This is a genomic window from Leifsonia sp. fls2-241-R2A-40a, assembly GCF_030209575.1.
Classification (GTDB): domain Bacteria; phylum Actinomycetota; class Actinomycetes; order Actinomycetales; family Microbacteriaceae; genus Leifsonia.
Genome location: NZ_JARVRS010000001.1, coordinates 3,143,388 through 3,166,188 on the forward strand (window position 1 = coordinate 3,143,388; position 22,801 = coordinate 3,166,188).

Sequence of the window (22,801 nt, forward strand, 5' to 3'; positions counted from 1 at the left end):
ACCGCGCATCGAACGCGTCGGGCTCAGCCGACCGTCGCGCCGAACAACAGCCCCAGCAGGTAGGTCGCGGCCGCGGCGCCGTACCCGATGAGCAGCTGCCGGACGGCGCGCTTCAGCGGCGACGCCCCGGAGAGCAGGCCGACCACTGCGCCGGTACCCAGGAGGGTGATCCCGACGAGGATCGCGGAGACCACGATCGCGAGCGTTCCGGTGAGCCCGAACAGGAACGGGATGATCGGGATGAAGGCGCCGGAGGCAAAGAAGCAGAAGCTCGAGATGGCGGCGCTCCAGCCGTTGCCGACCGCCTCGTGCTCGTCTTCGACGGCCACGGGCGCGATCGCGATGGGCGACGTCACGGCCTGGAGGCCGGAGAGCACTTCGCGTGCGTGCTCGGCGGCCTCATCGGGCGACATCCCGCGGGCCCGGTAGACCAGGGTGAGCTCGTTCGCATCCACGTCGAGGTGCGGGAGCGCCGATCCGGTGGCGGGATTGGGGGTGGATGCTTCCAGCAGTTCCCGCTGCGACCGGACGGACACGTATTCGCCCGCGCCCATCGAGAGCGCACCGGCGAGGAGCCCCGAGATGCCCGTGAGGAGGACGACGTGGGTGGCGACGCCGCTCGCACTCACACCGAGCACGAGTGCCAGGTTGCTCACCAGTCCGTCGTTGGCGCCGAAGACGGCCGCGCGGAACGTCCCCGACAACCGCTGACGCCCGCGCGCGGCGAGTGCCCGCACGACCTCCTCGTGCACCTGCTCATCGGCCGCCATCTGCGGGGTGGCGTCCCGGTCGTCGGCGTAGGGGGAACGCGCCTCGGCCCGCTGGGCCAGCGCGAGCACGAAGACGGAACCGAACCGCCGTGCCAGCCATCCGAGCAGGCGGGTCCGCACATCCCCGCGCAGGGGCTTGCCGACGCGGTCGCCGAGCAGGTCGATCCAGTGCTGTTCGTGGCGTCGCTCGGCGTCGGCGAGCGCGAGCAGGATCTCCCGCTCCTCGCCCTCCCGGCGGCCGGCGAGGTCGCGGTAGACCGCTGCTTCGGCGCGCTCGTCGGCGAGGTAACGGCGCCACCGCCTGATGTCGGCGGGGGTGGGGGTCGGGGCTGTCGTCGTCATCCCCTCAATTCTAAAGCGAGAGGTCCGACCCACCCGGGACCGAGCGCTCGATCCCCAGCGCCATCGCAGAACGGGTGAATCGCTCACCCCAGTCGGCCGCGGCGACCACGGCCTCCTCCGGACCGACGATCCGGAAGGGCGCGTCCACCGCTGCGAGCCCGAACAGGGCCCACTCCGCGCTGTCCGCTGTGATCCGGACGGCGCTCGAGCCGTCGCCCAGATCGTCGACGGTCGCCCAGCGTCCGAGCCGTTCCACGACGCGGTCGTGAGGCGCCTCGACGATCGCCTCGACGACCATCGGCTCCACCGCGCTGTGCAGGGACTCGCGGACGTATTCGGCGGCATCCTCAGCAGGCAGCGCCCGGGGGCGGAAGCGGGTGCCGGTCGGGCGCGGCTCGGCGATGCGGTCGAGCCGGAAGCTGCGCCAGTCGAACCGGGTCAGGTCGTAGGCGACGAGGTACCAGCGGCGCTCGATGGAGACCAGGCGGTGCGGTTCGACGGTCCGGGTCGAGGCCTGCCCGTCGCGCGCGACGTAGGCGAACTCGATGCGCTCCTCGTCGCGGCAGGCCTGAGCGAGCGCGGTCAGGACGCCGGCGTCGGCCGAAGGACCCGGCCCGAGGGTCGTGGAGAGCGTCGTCGTGCGCAGCGCATCCACTCGACGCCTCAGGCGAGGGGGCATGACCTGCACGACCTTGGCGAGCGCGCGGACGGACGCTTCGTCGACTCCGGCGATCCCGCTCTGCGCCGCCGTCCGGAGCCCGACCGCGAGAGCCACGGCTTCGTCGTCGTCCACGACGAGCGGCGGGAGGGACGCGCCGGCGGCCAGCTGGTACCCGCCCGAGACGCCGCGTGTCGCGTCGACCGGGTAGCCGAGGTCGCGGAGCCGTTCCACGTCGCGGCGGAGCGTGCGCGGGGACACGCCGAGGCGGTCCGCGAGCTCCTGACCGGGCCAATAGCGGTGGGTCTGGAGCAGGGAGAGGAGTTGGAGGGCTCGGGATCCGGTGCTGGCCATGACTCCATTGTGCGCACGGATGCGGACGGAAACTGTCCGCTATGACCGCTATCAGCCCTGCTCGACCGTGGCGGGTAGCAGTGCCTCCGAGCCCGGCCGGGACAGCGTGATCACCGCCTCGGTGACCCATTCCGTCTGCTCGAGCGCCTCCTCGACCGACTGGAGGTCGACCGCCACATCCGATTCGCGGTCGTCGCCGACGAGGTCGACCGCGGCCACCAGGTAGAAGCGTTCGGGCCCGACGTACTCGAGATGAAGGTACGTGACACGTTCGACCTCGGGATGCTGCAGCAGCGCCGAGAGGGCAGCCTGCCAAGCGCGGTCCGATCCTGGCTGCCCCAGCAGGAACTTCCGGTTCCGCTCGATCAGCACGACGGCGACGATCGCCAGCAGCACGCCGACCAGGATGGAGCCCAGCGCATCCCAGAACGGGTTGCCCGTCAGCTCGTGCAGCAGCACCCCGAGGAACGCGATCAGCAGCCCGACGAGGGCCGCCGAGTCCTCGGCGAACACCGCGCGCAGTGTCGGGTTCGACGTGCGGAGCACGTGCTCGAAGGTGCCCGTGCCCGAATCCTCCGCCTTGGCGTGCGCCTGCCGGTACGACTGCATGAACGAGATCCCCTCGAATACGAATGCAGCCGCCAGCACCAGATAGGCGATCAGGTAGTCCGTGTCCTCTTCGCGGGAGCCGAGGGCGGAGACTCCGTGCATGATCGAGACGACGGCACCGGCAGTGAACAATCCGACCGCGGCGAACAGGCTCCATACGTACGCGTCGCGTCCGTACCCTCCGGGATGCGCGGCGTCGCGGGGCTTCCTGGCGGAGCGTTCCGCCTGGATCAGGAAGATCTCGTTCCCCGCATCCGCCCACGAGTGCGCGGACTCGGCGACGAGCGACGCCGAACCGGTCAGGATGGCAGCGAAGGTCTTGGCGATGGCCACGAGGATGTTCGCGCCGAAGGCGAGCAGCACCGTGAAGAAGCTGGATGAGCGTTTCTTGCCGGCCATGGCGCCACCCTAGTCCCGCCCGGTGACGTCACCGGGAGCCTAATGCGCGGCCGGAATGCAGAAGGCCCCGGTCGCTGTGACCGGGGCCTTCTGTCTGTGTGTCCGAGGGGGGACTTGAACCCCCACGCCCTATACGGGCACTAGCACCTCAAGCTAGCGCGTCTGCCATTTCCGCCACCCGGACGAGGTGAGACGGCGGCCGGACTTCTCCGGCTGCCGAAGAAAGACGATAGCACGGATTGATCGCCCCGGATCACTCGGGCCGACACCCCGGGCGTGGCGGGGCGGCGTCGGACGCGGCAGGTAGCGTGGGGACATGACCGACGAACTCCGCGCCACCGAGCACGACCTCGACGAGACCGCGATCATCGCGCGCGACCTCATCCGGTTCGACACCACGAACTATGGGGAGGGCCGGTCGAACGGCGAGGCCGACGCGGCCGAGTACGTGGAGGCGAAGCTCGCCGCGCTCGGCCTCAAGCCCCAGGTGTTCGAGTCCGATCCCGGGCGCGCCAGCGTCGTCGCGCGGGTCGAAGGCAGCGACCCCGGCAAGCCCACGCTGGTGGTGCACGGGCACCTCGACGTGGTGCCGGCGGATCCGCGCAATTGGTCGGTCGACCCCTTCGGCGGCGAGATCAAGGACGGACTGCTCTGGGGACGCGGCGCCGTCGACATGAAGAACATGGATGCAATGATCCTGACCGCGGTCGGCGACATCCTCGAGGCGGGGGAGCGGCCCGGCCGCGACCTGGTCGTCGCGTTCTTCGCCGACGAGGAGGACGGCGGCCGGCGCGGTTCCCATCACCTCGTCGACACGCATCCCGAGCTGTTCGCCGGTGCGACCGAGGCAATCAGCGAAGTCGGCGGCTACTCCATCGACCTGGCCGGCCGGCGCGCCTACCTCCTGCAGACCGGCGAGAAGTCGCTGGTCTGGATCAAGCTGGTCGCGCGCGGCCGCGCCGCGCACGGCTCGCGCCTGATCCGCGAGAACGCGATCACCCGGCTGGCGGAGGCCGTCGTCGCGCTGGGGCGCGAGGACTGGCCCATCCAGCTGACCGCCACGACGACCCGCCTGATCGGCGAGCTCGGCCGCCTGCTCGAGGTCGACCCGCAGCGCATCGGACCGGACGAGGTCGTCATCCGCACCGGAACTGCGGCCGGTTTCATCCTGGCGACGCTGCGGACCACGACCAACCCGACGCTGCTCGAAGCGGGCTACAAGCACAACGTCATCCCGGACACCGCGGAGGCCCTCATCGACATCCGCACCCTTCCGGGCGAAGAGGATGCGGTGCTCGAGCGCGTCCGCGAGCTGATCGGCGACGACGTCGAGATCCAGATCATGCACCGCGACATCGGGCTGGAGGCGGAATTCGGCGGAGGTCTGGTGGGCGCCATCACGGGCACGCTGCAGCAGCACGACCCGGGTGCACCGGTCCTCCCGTACCTGCTGTCGGGCGGTACCGACAACAAGGCGCTCAGCCTGCTGGGGATCACGGGCTACGGCTTCGCACCGCTCCGGCTGCCGGCCGATCTCGACTTCCCGGGCATGTTCCACGGCGTTGACGAGCGGGTGCCGCTCGACGCGCTAGTGTTCGGTAGGACCGTGCTCCGCGACCTGCTGCGCGCCTACTGAACGCGCGCCCCTCCGACCCCAGGACTTCACGACACGAATGAACTTCATCAACGCCCTGATCCTCGGCCTCGTGCAGGGGCTCACCGAGTTCCTCCCCATCTCGTCCTCCGCGCACATCCGCATCGTCGGTGAACTGCTCGGAACGGGAGCCGACCCGGGGGCGCGGTTCACCGCGATCATCCAGCTCGGCACCGAGGCGGCGGTCCTGCTGTACTTCTGGCGCGACATCACGCGGATCATCGCCCAGTGGTTCCGGGCGCTCTTCGGGCGCATCCCGCGCAACGACCCCGACGCGCGGATGGGGTGGCTGGTCATCATCGGCAGCATCCCGATCGTGGTCCTCGGCCTGCTCTTCCAGAACCAGATCGAGACGACCTTCCGCTCGCTCTGGATCGTCGCCACCACCCTCATCGTGTTCGGCATCCTGCTCGGGATCGCCGACCGCGTCGGTGCGAAGCGGAAGCGCCTGCGCGACCTGACCTGGGGTGACGGCATCATCTACGGCCTCGCGCAGTCGCTCGCGCTGATCCCGGGCGTCTCCCGCTCCGGCGGCACCATCACGGCCGGTCTCTTCATGGGCTACCAGCGCCGCGCGGCCGCCCGCTACTCGTTCCTGCTGGCGCTCCCTGCGGTCTTCGGCAGCGGGCTCTACCAGCTCTACAAGGCGGTCAAGGAACCCTGCACGCAGGCTCTCGCCAGCGCGGGGACGTGCACTCCCGAGGTGTTCGGACCGGTCGAGACGGCCGCCGCGACGGTGGTCGCCTTCGTCGTCGGGCTCCTCGTGATCGCGTTCTTCATGAGCTACATCTCGCGCCGCAGCTTCCTGCCGTTCGTCATCTACCGGATCGTCCTCGGCGTCCTGCTGATGATCCTGCTCGCCACCGGCGTGCTGCAGGCGTGAGCCGAGAGGCTCAGCCGAGAGACTCAGCCGCGGCGCGGGTCGTCGGGCGCGCGGCCGGCGGTTCCGCCGTCGCGGCCGTCGCCACGGCGGCGCAGGTAGCGCTCGAACTCCTGGGCGATCGCCTCGCCGCTCGCCTCGGGCGAGTCGACGGTGTCGCGGGCCTGCTCCAGCTGCTGGATGTACGACGCCATCTCTTCGTCGTCCGCGGCGAGGGCGTCGATCCCCGCCTCCCACGCGGCGGCTTCGTCCACGAGCATCCCGCGGGGGATGGTCACGTCGACCAGTTCTTCGAGCTTATCGATGAGGGCGAGCACGGCCTTGGGGCTGGGAGCGTTGTGCACGTAGTGCGGCACGCTCGCCCAGATCATGATGGTCGGGATGCCGACGTCCTCCGCACCCTCGGCGAGGGCGCTGAGGATTCCGACGGGGCCTTCGTAGTTGGACCGCTCGACGCCGAGCTCCGCTCGCACCGCCGCGTTGTCGCTGGAGGCGAACACCGAGATCGGGCGCGTGTGCGGGACGTCGGCCAGCATCGCGCCGAGGAAGACGATCGCGCCGATGTCGGCGGCGAGCGCCACATCCATGATCTCGGCGGTGAAGCTGCGCCAGCTGCGTGACGGCTCCGTGCCGAGCAGCAGGAAGATGTTGCCCGCATTGTCGCCGGTCACCGTGAGCTCGGCATCCCCGGCGAGGTCTTCGCCGATCCGCCCGGGCAGCGAAGGTCCGTAGACGACCGCGGACGGCCAGATCAGTCTGCGACGGCCGTCGTCGTCGGTCACCACCGGCCGGTTGAACTGGAAGTCGAAGTAGAGCTCCGGGTCGACCTCGGCGACGGGCACCACCTCGAGCTGTTCCTTGAGGGTCTTCACCGCGCCGCTGGCTGCCTCGCCCGCGTCGTTCCAGCCTTCGAAAGCCACCACGAGGATGCGGCCGCCGAGGATGTTCTGTCCGTCAGTCACGAAGCTGTCCCTCGTCCTTCCCTGGCGACCGGTCGGCGCGCCATCCCTCAAGGATAGGCCTGTGGGTCTCCCGATAGACTTGCCCGTTGTGACCGCGTCTTCCCCCCGCAGCGAACATTCCCGTAGCGACACCAGCGCGGGCGAGTTGCCTGCCGCCGTCCTCTGGGACATGGATGGCACCCTCGTCGACACCGAGCCGTACTGGATGGCCTCCGAGCAGGAGCTCGTCGGTTCGTTCGGCGGCACCTGGACCCACGACGACGGTCTGCTGCTGGTCGGCCTCGGCCTGTGGAACTCCGCCGAGATCCTCCGTTCGCGCGGGGTCGAGATGGACGCGAACGAAATCGTGCACTGGCTGACCGACCGGGTGCAGCAGAAGCTGGACTCCGAGGGCGTCCCGTGGCGACCTGGTGCACGCGAGCTCCTCGCGGGCCTCCGCGAGCGCGGCATCCGCACCGCCCTCGTCACCATGTCGGTGCGCCGGATGGCGGAGCAGATCGTGGCGCACATCCCGTTCGACGCGTTCGACGTGATCGTGAGCGGCGACGAGGTGGACGAGCCGAAGCCCGCGCCGCAGCCGTACCTCCGGGCGGCCGAGCTTCTCGGTGTCGAGCCCACGGACACCGTGGCGATCGAGGACTCGCTGGTCGGCCTGGCCTCGGCCGTCGCCTCCGGCGCGGCGACCATCGGCGTTCCGCACATCGTCCCGCTCCCGGAATCGGACGAGCACACGCTGTGGGAGTCGCTGGAGGGACGCACCGCCGACGATGTCGTCGCCGTCGCGCGCGATCGCCGAGAGGCGGCCGCACGATGAACGAGATCCGTCGGAGTTCCGGTCCGTTCCGTCCGGGGGACCGCGTGCAGCTCACCGGTCCGAAGGGCCGGATGAACACCATCACCCTCGAGCCGGGCAAGTTGTTCCACAGCCACCGCGGCGTGCTGGAGCACGACGCGATCATCGGCCTCCCGGACGGCTCGGTCGTGACGAACAACGCCGGTGTCGAGCACCTGGCTCTGCGTCCCCTCCTCACCGACTTCGTCATGTCGATGCCGCGCGGAGCGGCGATCGTCTACCCAAAGGATGCGGCGCAGATCCTGGCACTGGCGGACATCTTCCCGGGCGCCACCGTCGTCGAGGCGGGCGTCGGCTCCGGCGCGCTCTCCCTCTGGCTGTTGCGCGCCATCGGGCCGGAGGGTCGTCTCCTCTCCTTCGAGCGCCGCGAGGAATTCGCCGACGTCGCGCGCGACAACGCCGCCACCTTTGCCGGCGGCGTTCCCGGCAACTGGACGCTGACCGTCGGCGACCTGCAGGACACGCTGCCGAGCGCGGTGGAGCCGGGAACGGTCGACCGGGTCGTGCTCGACATGCTCGCGCCGTGGGAGACCCTGGATGCGGTTTCCGAGGCGCTGAAGCCCGGCGGCGTGGTCATCTGCTACGTCGCGACCGTCACCCAGCTGTCGCGCGTGGCCGAGGCGATCCGCGCCTCCGGTGACTACACGCACCCGCAGTCGAACGAGACGATGGTGCGCGGCTGGCACGTGGAGGGGCTCGCCGTCCGGCCCGACCACCGCATGATCGCCCACACCGGCTTCCTGATCACGGCCCGACGGCTCGCGCCGGGCACCGTGCTCCCCGAGCTGAAGCGGCGTCCGTCCAAGTCCGACTACTCGGACGAGGACGTCGAGGCGTGGACGCCGGGCGCACTCGGCGAGCGGCAGTCCAGCCCGAAGAGCCTGCGCAAGCGGATGCGCGAGGCCGCCGCCAGCGCCGAGCTGGCCGCCGGTCGCGACGGCGACGGCATCCGCGACGCCGCACTGCCGGACGCGGACGAGGACGCTCCGGGCGTCGGCTAGCATGAATACCCGGGACGCCACGCCGCGCGCGGCCGTCCTGACACCCCCACCGTTCGGATCGAAAGAGGACCCGTGCCCCACGCAACCGGTCGCCGCGCCACCGCCCTCGGCAGAGTCGCCGCCGTCATCGGAGCCGCCGGCCTGGTGGCCGTATCCCTGACCGGTTGCACGACCGATCCGAACAACGACTGCAGCACGGCGCTCCCGTCGGGCAGCGCCTCGCAGCTGGTGGAGGCGACCGGCAAGATCGGCTCGAAGCCCAAGATCACCGTCCCCACGCCGTTGGACACGACGAAGTCCCAGCGCACCATCATCACCGAGGGCACCGGCGAGCAGGTCCACAAGGGCCAGGTCGTCGAGATCCAGTACACGATCCTGGACGGCGCGACCGGTCAGGTGCAGCAGACGTCCTACGGCAGCGGGGACACGTACCCGCTCGCCCTCGGCGCCGGCAACGCGGCGCTCAGCAAGGGCCTCCAGTGCGCGCCCGTCGGCTCGCGCGTCGCCGTCGTCATCTCGCCCAAGGACTCCGGCGGCACCGGTGCCACGAGCTCCGGCGTGATCGTCGCGGACATCATGAAGGCCTACCTGCCGAAGGCGGACGGCGCCGTGCGTCCCTCCGTCTCCGGGTTCCCGACCGTCGTGCTCGCACCGACGGGCCAGCCCGGCATCACCATCCCGTCGTCCGGCTCCGCGCCGAAGACGATCCGCAGCGAGCAGCTGAAGGTCGGCGACGGCGCGACGGTGAAGAAGGACTCGATCGCGATCCTGCAGTACACGGCGGTCGGCTGGGACAACAAGAACGTCGTGTTCTCGAGCTGGCAGTCCGGTTCGCCCGACGTCGTCTCGATCGGCACCGGTCAGAGCCAGCTCAACCAGGCGCTCCCGCAGAGCGTGCTGAAGCAGCTCGTCGGCAAGAAGGTCGGCTCGCAGGTCGTCATCGAAGCACCCGCCGAGGGCCAGGTTCCGGCCGCGGCCTGGGTGGTGGACATCCTCGGGATCCGCTAGCTCGCGCACTAGGATGGACGGGTGTCCCGTTCCTCGTCATCGCCCTCGCGCGTCCCGGTCGAGGAGCGCCTGTTCAGCCTCGTGCTGGCGTTGCTCGCGACCGAGAACGGCCTGACCAAGAGCGAGATCCTGTCGACCGTCCAGGGCTATCGCCAGCGCTATGACGCGCACGGCGACAACAGCAGCCTGGAGCGCCAGTTCGAGCGGGACAAGGACGACATCCGCGACCTCGGCGTGCCGCTCGAGACGGTCGAAGCGCCGGAGGCGTCCGGCAACAATCAGCTGCTCCGGTACCGCATTCCGAAGGGGGCATACGACCTCCCGGCCGATGTCAGCTTCTCGCCGGAGGAACTCACCCTGCTCGGGCTCGCGGCGGCGGTCTGGCGCGAGGGCTCGCTGTCGGGGGAGTCTCGTCGCGCCCTGATGAAGCTGCGTTCGCTCGGCGTCGAGGCCGACGACCCGGTGGTGGGTTACGCGCCCCGGCTGCGTGTGCGCGAGTCGGCGTTCGAGCCGCTCAGCCAGGCGCTCGAGCGTCACGTCATGGTCCAGTTCCCGTACCTGAAGCCGGGCGAGAGCACCTCCCGGCTCCGCACGGTCGCTCCGCTGTCGCTCGTCCAGCACCAGGGGCGCTGGCACCTGCAGGGCATCGATCAGGAGGCGCAGGGCTCGCGCACCTTCCTGCTCTCGCGCATCGTCGGCGCGGTCAAATTGACCGCCCGCACCTTCGACCAGGAGCAGTACCGCGTCGACGGCGGGGCGTTCGCCGAGCGGGCTCTGCTCGAACTGGAGCGGATCTGGGAGTCCAACGTCGCCGAGATCGAGGTGACGGCCGGCACGGACGCCGCCACGCGCCTCGGCAAGCGGTACGGTGACGCCGTCCCGGTGGGCCTCGACGGCGTACCGGTGCGGCTCACGGTCAACTTCTCCGACAGCAACATCCTCGCCGACCAGCTGGCGTCCTTCGGGCCCGAGGTGCTGGTGCTGTCGCCTCCCGAGCTGCGCGACCTGGTGCTTCAGCGCCTCCAGACGACGGTGGATGCGCACACCGGCCCGATCGCGGGGGAGCGGCACGATGGCTGAGCGCCGAAAGCCGATGCAGGCGCAGGACAAGCTGGCGTTCCTGCTCGCCCTCGTCCCGTACCTGATGGACCGCGACCGCGTGAGCGTCGCGGAGGCCGCTGAGCATTTCGGAGTCGACCAGGAGCAGCTGCGAGACGCGGTCCGCCTGATCGCCGTCTCCGGCATCCCGGGCGAGACGAACGCGTACCAGCCCGGCGATCTGTTCGACATCGCCTGGGACGACTTCGAGGACAACGACCAGATCGTGCTGACGCACCAGGTCGCCATCGACGACTCGCCGCGCTTCTCCGCCCGTGAGGCGGCAGCTCTCATCGCAGGCCTGCAGTACCTGACGGCGCTGCCCGAGAACGCGGACCGCAACGCGATCGGTTCGCTGATGGCCAAGCTCGCGCGGGGCGCGTCCGCGGCGCCCAGCCAGCTGGCCGTCGCCCGCTCGGAGACGGACGAGGCGCTCGCGATCATCCGCGACGCCGTCCTCGGCGGCGTCCAGGTGGAGTTCGACTACCTGAGCTCGCGCGGCGAGCGGGAACGGCGCCGGGTCGATCCGCTGCGCATCGAGTCGGTGGACCAGGACTGGTACCTGCGTGGCTGGGATCACCTGCGCACGGCGATCCGCACCTTCCGGCTCGACCGCATCGACAACCTCGTCACCACCCACGAGGCGATCACCTACCGCCCGGGCGACGTCAAGCTGCCGGAGACCCTCTTCACCGGCACGCCCGAGGACCAGCTGGTGACGGTCGAGATCTCGGCCTCTGCGATCCCGCTGATCGAGGACTACATCCCCGAGGGCGCGACCCGCGAGGAGCGCGGCGACGTGATCCGGACCAGCCTCCGGGTCGCTCACTTCCACGGTCTCAAGCGCCTGGTCGCCGGACTCTCGGGTGTGCTGACCGTCCTCGATCCGCCCGAGGCGCGCCAGGTCGTCGCGGGCTGGGCGCGCGCGGGCGTCGAGCGGTACCGCTGAGCCGCCGCGTCGGCTTCTGGCCCGACCGGTAGGCTGAGCGCATGCCCTGGTGGTCGTGGCTGGTGATCTGGACCGTGCTCGTGCTCGGTCTTCTCGGCATGCTCGTCTTCTTCGCCTGGTGGCTGTTCCGCAAAGTCGTCGCGGCGGGCCGTGAGGCGGCCGCGCTGATGGAGAAGGCGGACGTGCTCTCGCGCCGCGCCGAAGAGCTCCATGAGACCTTCGAACCGGCCGTGCTCGCCGACGCCGCCGAGTTGCGCGCCGAGCGCGACGAGCAGCTCGCCGGACGCGCTATCGCGCGGCAAGCTCGCAGGGACGCGCGGGTCAGGCGCGGTAGACTACTGGTCGATGTGGACCCGGAGACGGTTCCCGATCGCTTCGCCCACCTTTTGAAAAGGATCTGATCCCATGTTCGCAGGACTGACCGGATGGCATCTGCTCATCATCCTCGCCCTGATCCTGGTGCTCTTCGGTGCGTCGAAGCTTCCGGGCCTCGCGAAGAGCATCGGCCAGTCGATGCGGATCTTCAAGGGCGAGGTCGACGAGATGAAGAAGGACGGCAAGGCCGACAAGGCCGCCGACGGTACTGTCACCGCTGCGCCCGCACCGACCGTTCAGGCTCCCGCGCCGACCCAGGCGCCGGCGGCGACTCCCGCTCCCGTCGACCCCTCGACCGAGTCGCACCCGAAGCCCTAGTCCGGTGGCCTCCACGAAGCGAGGCAAGAACCGCGAAGGACGGATGACGCTCGCCGAGCACTTCATCGAGCTTCGCAAACGCCTCTTCCGCTCCGGCCTGGCACTCCTCGTGGGTGCCGTCGTCGGGTGGTTCCTCAGCGGGTACGTGATGGATGCGCTGCGCGGTCCGATCACCGACATCGCCAAGCAGCAAGGCCGCGAGGCGATGCTGAACTACGACAGCATCACCGGCGCCTTCGACCTGAAGATGCAGGTCGCCATCACCATCGGTGCCGTCATCTCGAGCCCGGTCTGGCTCTACCAGATCTGGGCGTTCTTCGTCCCCGCGATGACCCGCAAGGAGCTGAAGTACGGCTTCGGCTTCTTCTTCACCGCCGTGCCTTTGTTCATCGCGGGCGGCGTGACCGGCTGGCTGCTGGTCCCGCACATCGTGAGTCTGCTGACCAGCTTCGCTCCGGAGCCCGATTCGGCGATCATCCAGGCGAAGACCTACTTCGACTTCATCATGAAGCTCGTCATCGCGGTGGGAATCGCGTTCGTCCTCCCGGTCTTCCTGGTGCTCCTCAACTTCGTGGGCGTCCTGAGCGCGAAGTCGATCATCGCCTCGTGGCGCTGGGCGCTCATCCTGATCGCGCTGTTCACGGCGATCGCGACGCCGGCCGCCGACGTGCTGTCCATGTTCCTGCTGGCGATCCCCATGGTCGCGCTGTACTTCCTCGCCTACGGCGTCGCCTGGCTGCACGACCGCCGCGCCGCCAAGAACCAGGTGCGCCTGGAGGCCGAACTCGCCGCCTGACCGGGTGGGCGCCGGGCAGGCATAGGCTGGGGGAGTGACCGACCAGACGCTCTCGCCGGCGGAGCGGTTCGCCGCCTCGCGCGACCGGGCCCGCCAGCCCCTGCTCGAGACCTTCCGGGCCGGGCTCCGGTTCGACCTCGACCCGTTCCAGCGGGAGGCGTGCGGCGCTCTCGAACGCGGCCGCAGCGTCCTCGTCGCCGCCCCGACCGGTGCGGGCAAGACCATCGTCGCCGAGTTCGCCGTCTTCCTGGCGATGCGCGAGGCGAACGCGAAGGTCTTCTACACGACGCCGATGAAGGCGCTCAGCAACCAGAAGTTCCAGGAGTTCCAGGACGCGTACGGGCCCGAGTCCGTCGGGCTCCTCACCGGCGACACCAACATCAACTCGCACGCACGCATCGTCGTCATGACGACCGAGGTGCTGCGCAACATGCTCTACGCCGATTCCGACCTGCTCACCGACCTCGCATACGTGGTGATGGACGAGGTGCACTACCTGGCCGACCGGTTCCGCGGCGCGGTGTGGGAGGAGGTCATCATCCACCTCCCCTCCGAGGTGCGGATGGTCTCGCTCAGCGCGACCGTGTCGAATGCGGAGGAGTTCGGCGACTGGCTGCAGGCCGTACGCGGGGACACCGACGTGGTCGTTTCGGAGGATCGTCCTGTTCCGTTGGAGCAGCACATCCTGATGCGCTCCAAGCTCATCGACCTGTTCGACTCGTCGGGGCTGGCCGCGACGAACCGCGTGAATCCCGAGCTCGTACAGATGGCCCGCTACGGCGGCCGGGTGCTCAGCAGCCGGCAGATGAAGGATGTCGGCCGCTACCACTCGAAGGGCGGCCGCCCGGACACGTTCCGGATGAACCGCGCCGACCTGGTCGCTCTGCTCGACGACCGGAACCTGCTTCCGGCGATCTTCTTCATCTTCAGCCGCAACGGCTGCGACGCGGCGGTCAAGCAGGTGCTGCGGGCCGGGGTCCGGCTGACGCAGAAGCACGAGCGCGACGAGATCCGGGAGATCGTGGAGGAGCGGTGCCGGACGCTGCTCGACGAAGACCTCGCGGTCCTCGGCTACTGGGAGTGGCTGGAGGGCCTCGAACGCGGAGTCGCCGCCCACCACGCCGGACTGCTGCCGGCCTTCAAAGAGGTCGTGGAGGAGCTGTTCCGGCGGAAGCTGGTCAAGGTCGTCTTCGCCACGGAGACGCTCGCGCTCGGGATCAACATGCCGGCCAGGACGGTCGTGCTGGAGAAGCTGGAGAAGTTCAACGGCGAGGCCCGCGTGCCGATCACGCCGGGGGAGTACACGCAGCTGACCGGCCGCGCCGGCCGCCGCGGGATCGACGTCGAGGGCCACTCGGTCATCCAGTGGGAGGACGGGCTCGACCCGCAGTCCGTCGCCTCCCTCGCGTCCCGGCGCAGCTATCCGCTGAACTCGAGCTTCCGGCCCACCTACAACATGGCCGTGAACCTGATCGACCAGTTCGGCCGTGGCCGCACCCGCGAGATCCTGGAGTCGTCGTTCGCGCAGTTCCAGGCCGACCGCGCCGTCGTCGACCTGGCCCGCAAGGCGCTGCAGCAGGAGCAGTCGCTCGCGGGCTACGAGGAGGCGATGACCTGCCACCTCGGCGACTTCACGGAGTATTTCTCGATCCGGCGCGAGCTCACCGATCTGGAGCGGAAGGGCTCCCGCATCGAGACCGCGTCGAACAGCGACCGCGAGAAGCGCCAGCGCCAGCTCGCGGCTCTGCGCAAGCGGATGAAGGATCACCCCTGCCACCGCTGCGCCGAGCGGGAGCAGCACGCGCGGTGGGCGGAGCGCTGGTGGAAGCTGAAGCGCGACACCGAACGGCTCCGGTCGCAGATCCAGTCGCGCACCGGGGCGGTGGCGAAGGTGTTCGACCGGGTGTCGGATGTGCTCCTCGAACTCGGCTACCTCACCAAGGAGGACGGCGAGACGGCGCTGACCGTGCACGGACGCACGCTGAAGCGCATCTACGGGGAGCGCGACCTGCTGGTCGCGGAGTGCCTGCGCCGGAACGCCTGGAAGGACCTCGACGCGGCCGGGCTCGCCGCGATGGCGTGCGCGCTCGTCTTCGAGCCGCGCCGCGAGGAGGGCTTGGCGCACGAACGGACCCTCCCGCGCGGAGCCTTCCGCCCATCGCTCGAGAAGACGACCACGCTGTGGAGCCGGCTGGACGACCTGGAGCAGGAGAACCGCCTCCCGGGCAGCGAACCGCCCTCGACCGCGATCTCGCTCGCCATGTGGATGTGGTCGCGCGGCTCCGGGTTGGATGCGGTGCTCAGCGAGGCCGACATGGCCGCCGGTGACTTCGTGCGCTGGACCAAGCAGACGATCGACCTGCTCGATCAGCTGTCCCTGGTCGCCCAGGGCAACGTCGGCAGGGTCGCCCGCCAGGCGCTGGAGTCCATCCGCCGCGGAATCGTCGCCTACTCGTCCGTCGCCTGAACAGCGTCCACACGCGGATGCTTTAGGCTCTCCCTTCGTGCACATCGTCCCGCGAGCCCCGCTTCCGCTCTGGTTCGCGCTACTGGTCGCCGCCGGCGCCGGACCTGTCCTCGACGCCGGGTTCCCGGACAAGGATGTGTGGCCGCTGACGTTCGTCGGCATCGCCATGGTGCTGCTCGCGCAGCGCGGCCGCCGCGCCGGTTCGGCCTTCCTGGTCGGCTGGGTGGCGGGGGAGTCGTTCTACCTCGTCCACGTCGCGTGGACGGCGCTCTACCTCGGTCCGCTTCCCTGGGTGGCCCTCTCGACCCTCGAGGCGCTGTTCTGGGGTGCGGGCGGCATCCTGATCACGCTGGCCTACCGCTGGGTGCCGCGCACCTTCCCGACGCTGCTCGGCCGGCTGGGACTGCTGCCCGTCATCATCGGCGGGCTGTGGGTGCTGCGGGAGTTCGTGACCGGTACCTGGCCGTACGGCGGCTTCTCGTGGGGGCGCGTCGCGGAGTCGCAGTCGACGAGTCCACTCGCACCGCTGGTCGCCTGGCTGGGTATCTCAGGTCTCAGTTTCGTCATGGTCTGGGTCGTCGCCCTGCTGCTGGAGGTGCCGCGGGAAGTCGCGGTGCGCAGGAGCGCGCGCGCACTCGTCGCGGGCGCGGCTATCGCGCTGGTCTTTGCGATCCCGGCGTGGCCGGCCACCACCGACGGCACGACGCGGATCGCCGCGGTCCAGGGCAACGGACCGGCGGGGTACTTCGATAACGCGCCGGTCGGCGCGGTGTTCGACTCGCAGGTCGCCGAGACGCTCCGCATCCCTTCGTCGCAGGTCACGGGCTCTCAGAAGGTCGACATGGTCGTCTGGCCCGAAGGATCGGCGCTGCCGGACCCGACCCGCGACCCGGACAACGCGGCCATTCTCGACGCGCTGAGCCGCAAGTTCGGGGCACCGTTCGTCGTCGGCACGATCACCTCGCGCGACGATCGTCTGTACAACACCTCACTGCAGTGGGAGGCAGGGAAGGGCGCGGTCGACTATTACGACAAGAAGCATCCGGTGCCGTTCGGGGAGTACGTCCCGGACCGGGCCTTCTGGCGCCCGTTCGCGCCCGACCTGATCGATCTCATCGGCCGCGACTACACGCCGGGCACACGCGACAACGTGTTCGACGTCGGCGGTGTTCGCGCCGGGATCTCGATCTGCTTCGACATCGTCGACGACCAGTTGCTGACCGACATGATGCGCGGGGGAGCGCAGGTCATCCTCGCGCAGACCAACAACGCCGACTTCGGTCAGACGGACGAGAACCAGCAGCAGCTGGCGATCGCCCGGCTGCGCGCCATCGAGTCCGGGCGCTCGCTCGTGAACATCTCCACGGTGGGCAGCAGCCAGATCGTGGGACCGGACGGCCGCACGATCAGTTCCATCCCGCCCTTCCGGCCCGGTCACATGGTGGCGGATGTCCCGCTCGGCACCACCACGACCCCGGCGACGCTGCTCAGCCGGGGAATCGAGTTCCTCGTCGCAGGCCTCGGCCTGTTCGGGCTGCTGGCGGCATCCATCGGGCGTCAGTCCGTGGAGTCCGAGGTCGGGCCGGAAACGAGAAGGCCGCTCTCACCACGAGGGTGAGAACGGCCTTGGTTGTTCAGCGGACGTCAGGCGCTGTGCCGGCGCTCGCTCGTTCCGCGACGGGCCCGCAGGTACTGCAGGCGCTCCTCCAGGAGCTCCTCCAGTTCGGCACGGGTGCGACGCTCGAGCAGCATGTCCCAGTGGCTGCGCGGAGTCTTGACGTCGGAGTGGTCGATCTCGACCGGGATGTCACCGACGAGCAGGTGGGCCTCCTGGCCGCAGTGCTTGCACTCCCAGCCCTGCGGGGCGTCGGCCTCTGCCGAGAACACGACGTCGGTCTCCTTGCCGCATGCGGGGCAAAGATAGGTGTAACGGGAACGCGGAGAGTAGACGACGCCTTCTTCGCTCTGTAGGCTTTGGGCGCCGAGTCTCATGCCGCGCAAGCTGCGATCTGCCATTGTGTGGTTCTCCTCTGTGCGCGCGAATCCTCACAGTTATAAACCGTCAAGCTGGGGATTCTCTTTCCGGGGGAGCCTTTCTCCCAGTGCCCTCTCAGAGTCGCTGCGGTTCACCGGCGCCCGTCGACCAGCGTTCTGAGGATGTCGCACCGGTCCGTGACGATCCCGTCGACCCCCAGGTTGAGCAGGCGCACCATGTCGGCAGGTGCGTTGACCGTCCACACGTGGACTTCGGCCCCGGCCGCGTGGATCCGCTCGACGGTGCGCTCGGTGACGATGCGCATCGGGCCGCGTCGTTCCGGGACCTGCACCGCGACGAAACCGCGGAGGCCGCGCCGCACGAGGGGCGCGATGCCGAGCTTCGCGCCCGCGAGGATGGGCAGGAACTCCGGCACGGACGGCGACGAGGCGATGCGCGGGAAGTGGTCGGCGACGGCTTTGCGCCGGTCCGTCGCGAAGCTGGTGATGAGAACCCGGTCCGCCGCCTTGGCCTCCCGGATGGCGGTGACCGCCGGGGGCGCGGCGCGCGCATCCTTGACGTCGATGTTGAACCGGGCCTGCGGGAACGCGTCGAGCGCCTCGGCGAGCGAGCAGAAGGCCTGACCGTGTCCGAGGTCGATGCGGCGGAGTTCGCGCATGGTGAGCTGCGCGACCTCGACCCGCCGGCCGGCGATGCGCGACAGGTCAGGGTCGTGCGCGATGACCGCTGTGCCGTCCGCCGAGACGTGGATGTCGGTCTCGAGGTGCGTCGCCCCCGCCGAGAGGGCGCGAAGGAAGGCCAGGAGCGTGTTCTCCGGCGCGTCGGCGGCGAGACCGCGGTGCGCGATGATCCGCGGCGCGGTCCCGTCGAGGAAGCTCACGGCGTGGTGGGCGGCGGAGTCCCCGCGTCGGTCGCTTCGGAGCCGACGGTGGCCTCGGCGCCGACGGCGGGACCTGCGGCGGCCGCGCCGTCAGCGGCGACGGCGCCGGGGGAGCCGGGTGCGCCACCTGCTGAGCCGAACGCCGTTCCGATGCCCTTGAGCGCCTCGGTGAGCTCGCTCGGGATGATCCAGAGCTTGTTCGCCGGGCCCTCGGCCAGCTTCGGAAGGGTTTGCAGGTACTGGTAGGCGAGCAGGAGGTTGTCCGGGTTCCCCTTGTGGATCGCGCCGAACACCGTGGTGATGGCCTGCGCCTCACCTTCGGCGCGGAGCACGGCCGCCTTCGCCTCGCCCTCTGCCCGCAGGATGGCCGACTGCCGGAGGCCTTCCGCGTTGAGGATCTCGGACTGCTTCGTGCCCTCCGCCGTCAGGATGACCGCGCGGCGGTCGCGCTCGGCGCGCATCTGCTTCTCCATGGAGTCTTGGATGGAGAGGGGCGGGTCGATCGCCTTCAGCTCGACGCGGGATACTCGGATGCCCCACTTGCCGGTCGCTTCATCGAGGACCAGCCGGAGCTGGCCGTTGATGTTGTCGCGGCTGGTCAGAGCCTCTTCGAGGTTGAGGCCGCCGACGACGTTACGAAGGGTCGTGGTGGTCAGCTGCTCGACTGCGCCGAGGTAGTTGGCGATCTCGTAGGTCGCCGCGCGCGCATCCGTCACCTGGAAGTAGACGACCGTGTCGATCGACACGACGAGGTTGTCCTCCGTGATGACGGGCTGGGGCGGGAAGGAGACGACCTGCTCGCGCATGTCGATCAGCGGCCGCACCTTGTCGACGAAGGGCACGACGACGTTCAGGCCCGGCAGCAGGGTCTTGTGATACCGGCCCAGCCGCTCCACGACCCCGGCGCGTGCCTGCGGGATGATGCGGATCGACCGGAACAGCGTGACCAGCACGAAGATCGCCAGGATGAGGACGATGATGCTGACCACGATCGTCACGATCAATTGACTGGCATCGTTCACGGGGCGATCCTCTCGGTGAGGCCGTCGGTTCCAGCGGAGACCGGAGCGGGAGCCACGACGGCGGTGGCCCCCTCGATCGAGACGACGACGACGTGCTCACCGGGCACCAGCTCGGCGGGCATCGCGTGGGGGTCGGCCAGACGGGATGTCCACGTCTCGCCGACCTGCAGCTTCACGAGCCCCGTCGTGCGGGTGACCGTGGAGACGACGACGCCGCCCATCCCGATCAGCCGGTCGACGTTGCTCTTCGCCGGGTCGCCTCCGCGCTTCAGCGCGTGGAGGAGCGGTGGCCGGATGAAGAAGATCAGGACGATGGAGAGCACCGCTGCGATGACCAGCTGGAGCCACCACGGGGCTCCGAAGAGGCCGGACAGGAGGCCGCCGACACTGCCGATCGCCATCATCAGGAAGACGAAGTCGAGCGTCAGCATCTCGATGATCACGAAGATCAGGATGAGGACGAGCCAGGCGATCCAGGCGAAGGACGTGATGTCCATGACGTCCCCCTTTCACTGCTTTTGCTATGACCGTAGCAGCATCGGCCGACGCCGGATCGGACCCACTTGGTAGTCTCAGGATGCAGACATCGACGCCGAGGAGTATTCGTGGCCAACCCCCTTTCACCTGGTTCGCTGACGGGCAAGCGCGCCCTCGTCACCGGCTCGTCGCGCGGGATCGGCGCGGACACCGCGCAGTATCTCGCCGAGGCGGGCGCGAGTGTCGTCATCAACTACCGCAACAAGGAGGCGCGGGCGCAGAAGCTCGTCGACTCCATCGCGGCCGACGGCGGAACCGCACTCGCAGTGGGGGCCGACCTGACGGACGCCGAGTCCGTCGCGGCCATGTTCCGGACAGTCGAGGACGCGTGGGGCGGTCTCGACATCCTGGTCCTGAATGCGTCGGGCGGCATGGAGTCGGGCATGGCCGAGGACTACGCCATGAAACTCAACCGCGACGCGCAGGTCAACACCCTGACGGCAGCGCTGCCGCTGCTGGGCGCGGGGTCCCGCGTCGTCTTCGTGACGAGCCACCAGGCGCACTTCATCGCGACCACGCCGACGATGCCCGAGTACGAGGCCGTCGCGCTGAGCAAGCGGGCCGGGGAGGACGCACTGCGCGCCCTGCTCCCGCAGCTCGAGGAGAAGGGCGTCGAGTTCGTGGTCGTCTCCGGGGACATGATCGAGGGCACCATCACCGCGACGCTGCTGAACCGCCTGAACCCCGGCGCCATCGACGCCCGCAAGGAGGCCGCCGGACGCCTCTACAACGTGAGCGAGTTCGCGGCCGAGGTCGCCGCAGCGGCCGTCGATCCGATCCCCGCCGATCACACGCGTCTCGTCGGGGACGTCTCGAGCTTCACGCCGGTCGCCGAATGAGGCCGGCCGACCTGGGACTGCTGACCGGCGTCTCGACCCCCACCGTCCACCCGGGCGGCGGCCGTGCCGTCGTCTCGGTGACGCATCCGTCGCTCGACGCCGACGCCACCGTCGGCCAGCTGTGGAGCATCCCGCTCACCGGCCACGCGGCTCCGAAGCTGCTGACGCGCGGGTTCCGCGACACCGCGCCCCGCTTCTCGCCGGACGGCCGGCTCCTCGCCTTCCTCCGCGCCGAGCCCAAGAGAGCGCCCCAGCTGTTCGTCGTCGATGCGGCAGGGGGAGAGCCCGTCGCGGTCACCGACCGCAAGCTGGGCGTCTCGGAGTTCGCCTGGTCGCCCGACGGGCGGACATTCGCCTTCGTCAGCCGGGAGCCCGAGCAGGGACGGTACGGCACGGTCGAAGGCATCGACCCGAACTCGGAGCCCGCGCGCCACATCGACACGCTGAAATATCAGGCGAACGGACTCGGCTACACGATCGATCGCCGAGCGCACGTCTTCGTCGTGGCCGTTCCCGATGTCTGGGCCGAGCCCATCCCGGCGCCCGTGTCGTGGCCGGACGGCTCGACGCCGCCCGCGCCGGAGGTGGCCGACCCGCGGCAGCTGACCGACGGACCGTGGGACGACGGCGCGATCTCGTTCTCGCCGGACGGCCGGAGCATCGCCTTCGTGTCGGCGCGCCACGCCAGCCGCGACATCGACCTGCGCTCGAACGTCTTCGTCGTCCCGGTCGAAGGGGGAGAGGCCGCCGACCTGACCGGCCGCCACGGATCGTTCAGCGTGGTGGATGCGGAGTTCGCCCGCAGCGGCGCCCTGTTCTTCACCGCGCAGGACGTGGGGGAGAGCGGCCGCGACTTCGTCGCCCGCAACACCGCCCTCTACGTGGTCCACTCCGGTGGTTCGGAGCCCACGCGTCTGACCGATCCGGAGAACATCGACTTCACCGAGTCGGAGATCTCCGTGAACGGCGACGACTCCGTACTGGTGCTGGACCGCAGCCGCGGTGCTCTCGTGCTCACCGAAGTGGACGCAGCCGGCGTCAGCCGGCGACTGACGGACGAGCGCACGGTCGTGAGCGGGGCCGACTCCGCCGGCGACACCATCGTCGTATCGTTCGCGGATGCCCGGACCGCCGGGGATGTCGGCCTCGTCACGAGCGACGGGCTCAACCGGCTGACCGACCTGTCGGCGCCATTGCGTGCCCGCGGCGTCGTCGCGCCGCGTGAGCTCGCCGTGACCGGCCGCGACGGCTACCCGATCCACGGCTGGGTGCTCGTCCCGGAAGGCGAGGGGCCGCATCCTGTGCTGCTCAACATCCACGGCGGGCCGTACGCCGCGTACACCCACGCACTGTTCGATGAGGCGCAGGTGTACGCCGCTGCCGGCTACGCCGTCGTGATGTCGAACCCGCGCGGGGCTGCCGGCTACGGGCAGGAGCACGGCCGCGTCATCCGTCAGAAGATGGGAACGGTCGACCTCTACGACGTCCTCGACTTCCTCGACGGCGCCGTCGCCGAGGTGCCGGGGCTCGACGGAGAACGCGTCGGCATCATGGGCGGATCGTACGGCGGCTACCTGACGGCCTGGACGATCGCGCACGACCACCGCTTCGCCGGCGCCATCGTCGAGCGTGGGTTCCTCGATCCGGATTACTTCGTCGGCACCAGCGACATCGGCAGCTTCTTCGGCGACGAGTACACCGGCACCGACCCGGACCTGATGCGTTCGCAGAGCCCTCAGGCCGTCGTGGACCAGGTGCGCACGCCGACGCTCGTGCTGCACTCGGCGAACGACCTCCGCTGCCCGCTGGGACAGGCGGAGCGGTATTACACCGCTCTGAAGCGCAGGGGAGTGGACGCGGAGCTCGTCATCTTCCCGGGGGAGGACCACGAGTTGAGCCGCAGCGGACGCCCGCGCCACCGCCAGCAGCGCTTCGACGTCATCCTGGACTGGTGGGCGCAGCACCTCCCGAGCCGCAACAACCGCCGCTGACGACGAGAACGGCCCCGTTCGCTGTGAACGGGGCCGTTTTCGT

The 22,801-nt window shown here is 69.7% G+C and carries 22 protein-coding genes and 1 tRNA gene; 14 read left to right on the top strand and 9 right to left on the bottom strand.

The features are described 5' to 3' along the window. Positions 1–23: 23 nt before the first annotated feature. The 4 genes from QRN40_RS15495 to QRN40_RS15510 all read right to left on the bottom strand — a co-directional run bounded on the left by QRN40_RS15495 (position 24) and on the right by QRN40_RS15510 (position 3,316). Positions 24–1,112: a VIT1/CCC1 transporter family protein gene (locus tag QRN40_RS15495; protein WP_285116679.1), complete on the bottom strand. Its 1,089-nt coding sequence runs from the start codon at positions 1,110–1,112 to the stop codon at positions 24–26. A gap of 10 nt (positions 1,113–1,122) precedes the next feature. Further along, positions 1,123–2,124: a helix-turn-helix transcriptional regulator gene (locus tag QRN40_RS15500; RefSeq protein WP_285116680.1), complete on the bottom strand. Its 1,002-nt coding sequence runs from the start codon at positions 2,122–2,124 to the stop codon at positions 1,123–1,125. A 51-nt stretch (positions 2,125–2,175) separates the two neighbouring features. Then, positions 2,176–3,132, bottom strand: coding sequence for a cation diffusion facilitator family transporter (locus tag QRN40_RS15505; protein WP_285116682.1), 957 nt, complete (start codon positions 3,130–3,132; stop codon positions 2,176–2,178). 99 nt (positions 3,133–3,231) lie between these two features. Further along, positions 3,232–3,316 (bottom strand) — tRNA-Leu (locus tag QRN40_RS15510). A gap of 132 nt (positions 3,317–3,448) precedes the next feature. On the opposite strand from QRN40_RS15510, the gene QRN40_RS15515 reads away from it, so the two are divergent. Both QRN40_RS15515 and QRN40_RS15520 read left to right on the top strand, forming a co-directional pair. Further along, the gene (locus tag QRN40_RS15515) at positions 3,449–4,768 is read left to right on the top strand and encodes a M20/M25/M40 family metallo-hydrolase (RefSeq protein ID WP_285116683.1); all 1,320 of its coding nucleotides are present in this window, start codon (positions 3,449–3,451) and stop codon (positions 4,766–4,768) included. Positions 4,769–4,805: 37 nt separating this feature from the next. After that, positions 4,806–5,669, top strand: a complete 864-nt coding sequence (locus QRN40_RS15520) for an undecaprenyl-diphosphate phosphatase (protein WP_285116684.1) — start codon at positions 4,806–4,808, stop codon at positions 5,667–5,669. A 23-nt stretch (positions 5,670–5,692) separates the two neighbouring features. Here the strand turns inward: QRN40_RS15520 and QRN40_RS15525 are convergent, their stop codons facing one another. Continuing rightward, positions 5,693–6,628 (bottom strand): proteasome assembly chaperone family protein, encoded by a 936-nt coding sequence (locus tag QRN40_RS15525; RefSeq protein ID WP_285116685.1) that lies wholly within the window; start codon positions 6,626–6,628, stop codon positions 5,693–5,695. 88 nt (positions 6,629–6,716) lie between these two features. Between QRN40_RS15525 and QRN40_RS15530 the strand changes: the two genes are divergently transcribed. From QRN40_RS15530 to lnt, 10 genes are all read left to right on the top strand, one after another. Next, on the top strand, positions 6,717–7,442 hold the full coding sequence (locus QRN40_RS15530; protein ID WP_285116686.1) for an HAD family hydrolase: 726 nt from the start codon (positions 6,717–6,719) through the stop codon (positions 7,440–7,442). Next, complete coding sequence (locus QRN40_RS15535; RefSeq protein ID WP_285116688.1) at positions 7,439–8,482, top strand: tRNA (adenine-N1)-methyltransferase; 1,044 nt, start codon at positions 7,439–7,441, stop codon at positions 8,480–8,482. The genes QRN40_RS15530 and QRN40_RS15535 overlap by 4 nt, the downstream gene beginning before the upstream one ends. Positions 8,483–8,554: 72 nt before the next feature. Beyond that, positions 8,555–9,490 (top strand): FKBP-type peptidyl-prolyl cis-trans isomerase, encoded by a 936-nt coding sequence (locus tag QRN40_RS15540; protein ID WP_285116689.1) that lies wholly within the window; start codon positions 8,555–8,557, stop codon positions 9,488–9,490. 21 nt (positions 9,491–9,511) lie between these two features. Beyond that, a complete protein-coding gene (locus tag QRN40_RS15545) occupies positions 9,512–10,570 on the top strand; it encodes a helix-turn-helix transcriptional regulator (RefSeq protein ID WP_285116691.1) in 1,059 nt (352 codons plus the stop codon). Beyond that, positions 10,563–11,537, top strand: a complete 975-nt coding sequence (locus tag QRN40_RS15550; RefSeq protein ID WP_285116693.1) for a helix-turn-helix transcriptional regulator — start codon at positions 10,563–10,565, stop codon at positions 11,535–11,537. The genes QRN40_RS15545 and QRN40_RS15550 overlap by 8 nt, the downstream gene beginning before the upstream one ends. Before the next feature lie 41 nt (positions 11,538–11,578). Beyond that, the gene (locus tag QRN40_RS15555; RefSeq protein ID WP_285116694.1) at positions 11,579–11,938 is read left to right on the top strand and encodes a hypothetical protein; all 360 of its coding nucleotides are present in this window, start codon (positions 11,579–11,581) and stop codon (positions 11,936–11,938) included. 4 nt (positions 11,939–11,942) lie between these two features. After that, a complete protein-coding gene (tatA, locus tag QRN40_RS15560; RefSeq protein ID WP_285116695.1) occupies positions 11,943–12,230 on the top strand; it encodes a Sec-independent protein translocase subunit TatA in 288 nt (95 codons plus the stop codon). Between the two features lie 43 nt (positions 12,231–12,273). Continuing rightward, positions 12,274–13,026, top strand: a complete 753-nt coding sequence (gene tatC / locus QRN40_RS15565) for a twin-arginine translocase subunit TatC (protein WP_285117512.1) — start codon at positions 12,274–12,276, stop codon at positions 13,024–13,026. A gap of 34 nt (positions 13,027–13,060) precedes the next feature. Continuing rightward, complete coding sequence (locus tag QRN40_RS15570; RefSeq protein WP_285116696.1) at positions 13,061–15,493, top strand: DEAD/DEAH box helicase; 2,433 nt, start codon at positions 13,061–13,063, stop codon at positions 15,491–15,493. A 37-nt stretch (positions 15,494–15,530) separates the two neighbouring features. After that, positions 15,531–17,111: an apolipoprotein N-acyltransferase gene (gene lnt, locus QRN40_RS15575; RefSeq protein ID WP_285116706.1), complete on the top strand. Its 1,581-nt coding sequence runs from the start codon at positions 15,531–15,533 to the stop codon at positions 17,109–17,111. 26 nt (positions 17,112–17,137) lie between these two features. Here the strand turns inward: lnt and QRN40_RS15580 are convergent, their stop codons facing one another. From QRN40_RS15580 to QRN40_RS15595, 4 genes are all read right to left on the bottom strand, one after another. Beyond that, entirely contained in the window at positions 17,138–17,509 is a 372-nt protein-coding gene (locus QRN40_RS15580) for an RNA polymerase-binding protein RbpA (RefSeq protein ID WP_285116707.1), read from the bottom strand. A gap of 110 nt (positions 17,510–17,619) precedes the next feature. Beyond that, positions 17,620–18,369 (bottom strand): glycerophosphodiester phosphodiesterase family protein, encoded by a 750-nt coding sequence (locus QRN40_RS15585; protein WP_285116708.1) that lies wholly within the window; start codon positions 18,367–18,369, stop codon positions 17,620–17,622. After that, positions 18,366–19,391 (bottom strand): SPFH domain-containing protein, encoded by a 1,026-nt coding sequence (locus QRN40_RS15590; RefSeq protein WP_285116709.1) that lies wholly within the window; start codon positions 19,389–19,391, stop codon positions 18,366–18,368. Before QRN40_RS15590 ends, QRN40_RS15585 begins: the two co-directional genes overlap by 4 nt. Next, complete coding sequence (locus QRN40_RS15595; RefSeq protein WP_285116710.1) at positions 19,388–19,888, bottom strand: NfeD family protein; 501 nt, start codon at positions 19,886–19,888, stop codon at positions 19,388–19,390. Before QRN40_RS15595 ends, QRN40_RS15590 begins: the two co-directional genes overlap by 4 nt. Before the next feature lie 108 nt (positions 19,889–19,996). Here QRN40_RS15595 and QRN40_RS15600 point away from each other — a divergent pair, with 108 nt between their 5' ends. Together QRN40_RS15600 and QRN40_RS15605 are read left to right on the top strand one after the other, a co-directional pair. After that, positions 19,997–20,767, top strand: coding sequence for an SDR family oxidoreductase (locus tag QRN40_RS15600; protein ID WP_285116712.1), 771 nt, complete (start codon positions 19,997–19,999; stop codon positions 20,765–20,767). Beyond that, positions 20,764–22,758 carry a S9 family peptidase gene (locus QRN40_RS15605; RefSeq protein ID WP_285116714.1) on the top strand — a complete coding sequence of 665 codons (1,995 nt, stop codon included), beginning with the start codon at positions 20,764–20,766 and terminating at the stop codon, positions 22,756–22,758. The genes QRN40_RS15600 and QRN40_RS15605 overlap by 4 nt, the downstream gene beginning before the upstream one ends. The last annotated feature ends 43 nt before the right edge of the window (positions 22,759–22,801 follow it).

Bases quoted from the DNA above. Each gene is read 5' to 3' on its own strand.
- tatC (WP_285117512.1), top strand. From the start codon at position 12,274: ATGACGCTCGCCGAGCACTTCATCGAGCTTCGCAAACGCCTCTTCCGC.
- QRN40_RS15505 (WP_285116682.1), bottom strand. From the start codon at position 3,132: ATGGCCGGCAAGAAACGCTCATCCAGCTTCTTCACGGTGCTGCTCGCC.
- QRN40_RS15550 (WP_285116693.1), top strand. From the start codon at position 10,563: ATGGCTGAGCGCCGAAAGCCGATGCAGGCGCAGGACAAGCTGGCGTTC.
- QRN40_RS15580 (WP_285116707.1), bottom strand. From the start codon at position 17,509: ATGGCAGATCGCAGCTTGCGCGGCATGAGACTCGGCGCCCAAAGCCTA.
- QRN40_RS15500 (WP_285116680.1), bottom strand. From the start codon at position 2,124: ATGGCCAGCACCGGATCCCGAGCCCTCCAACTCCTCTCCCTGCTCCAG.
- tatA (WP_285116695.1), top strand. From the start codon at position 11,943: ATGTTCGCAGGACTGACCGGATGGCATCTGCTCATCATCCTCGCCCTG.
- QRN40_RS15535 (WP_285116688.1), top strand. From the start codon at position 7,439: ATGAACGAGATCCGTCGGAGTTCCGGTCCGTTCCGTCCGGGGGACCGC.
- QRN40_RS15515 (WP_285116683.1), top strand. From the start codon at position 3,449: ATGACCGACGAACTCCGCGCCACCGAGCACGACCTCGACGAGACCGCG.
- QRN40_RS15555 (WP_285116694.1), top strand. From the start codon at position 11,579: ATGCCCTGGTGGTCGTGGCTGGTGATCTGGACCGTGCTCGTGCTCGGT.
- QRN40_RS15495 (WP_285116679.1), bottom strand. From the start codon at position 1,112: ATGACGACGACAGCCCCGACCCCCACCCCCGCCGACATCAGGCGGTGG.
- QRN40_RS15605 (WP_285116714.1), top strand. From the start codon at position 20,764: ATGAGGCCGGCCGACCTGGGACTGCTGACCGGCGTCTCGACCCCCACC.
- QRN40_RS15595 (WP_285116710.1), bottom strand. From the start codon at position 19,888: ATGGACATCACGTCCTTCGCCTGGATCGCCTGGCTCGTCCTCATCCTG.
- QRN40_RS15520 (WP_285116684.1), top strand. From the start codon at position 4,806: ATGAACTTCATCAACGCCCTGATCCTCGGCCTCGTGCAGGGGCTCACC.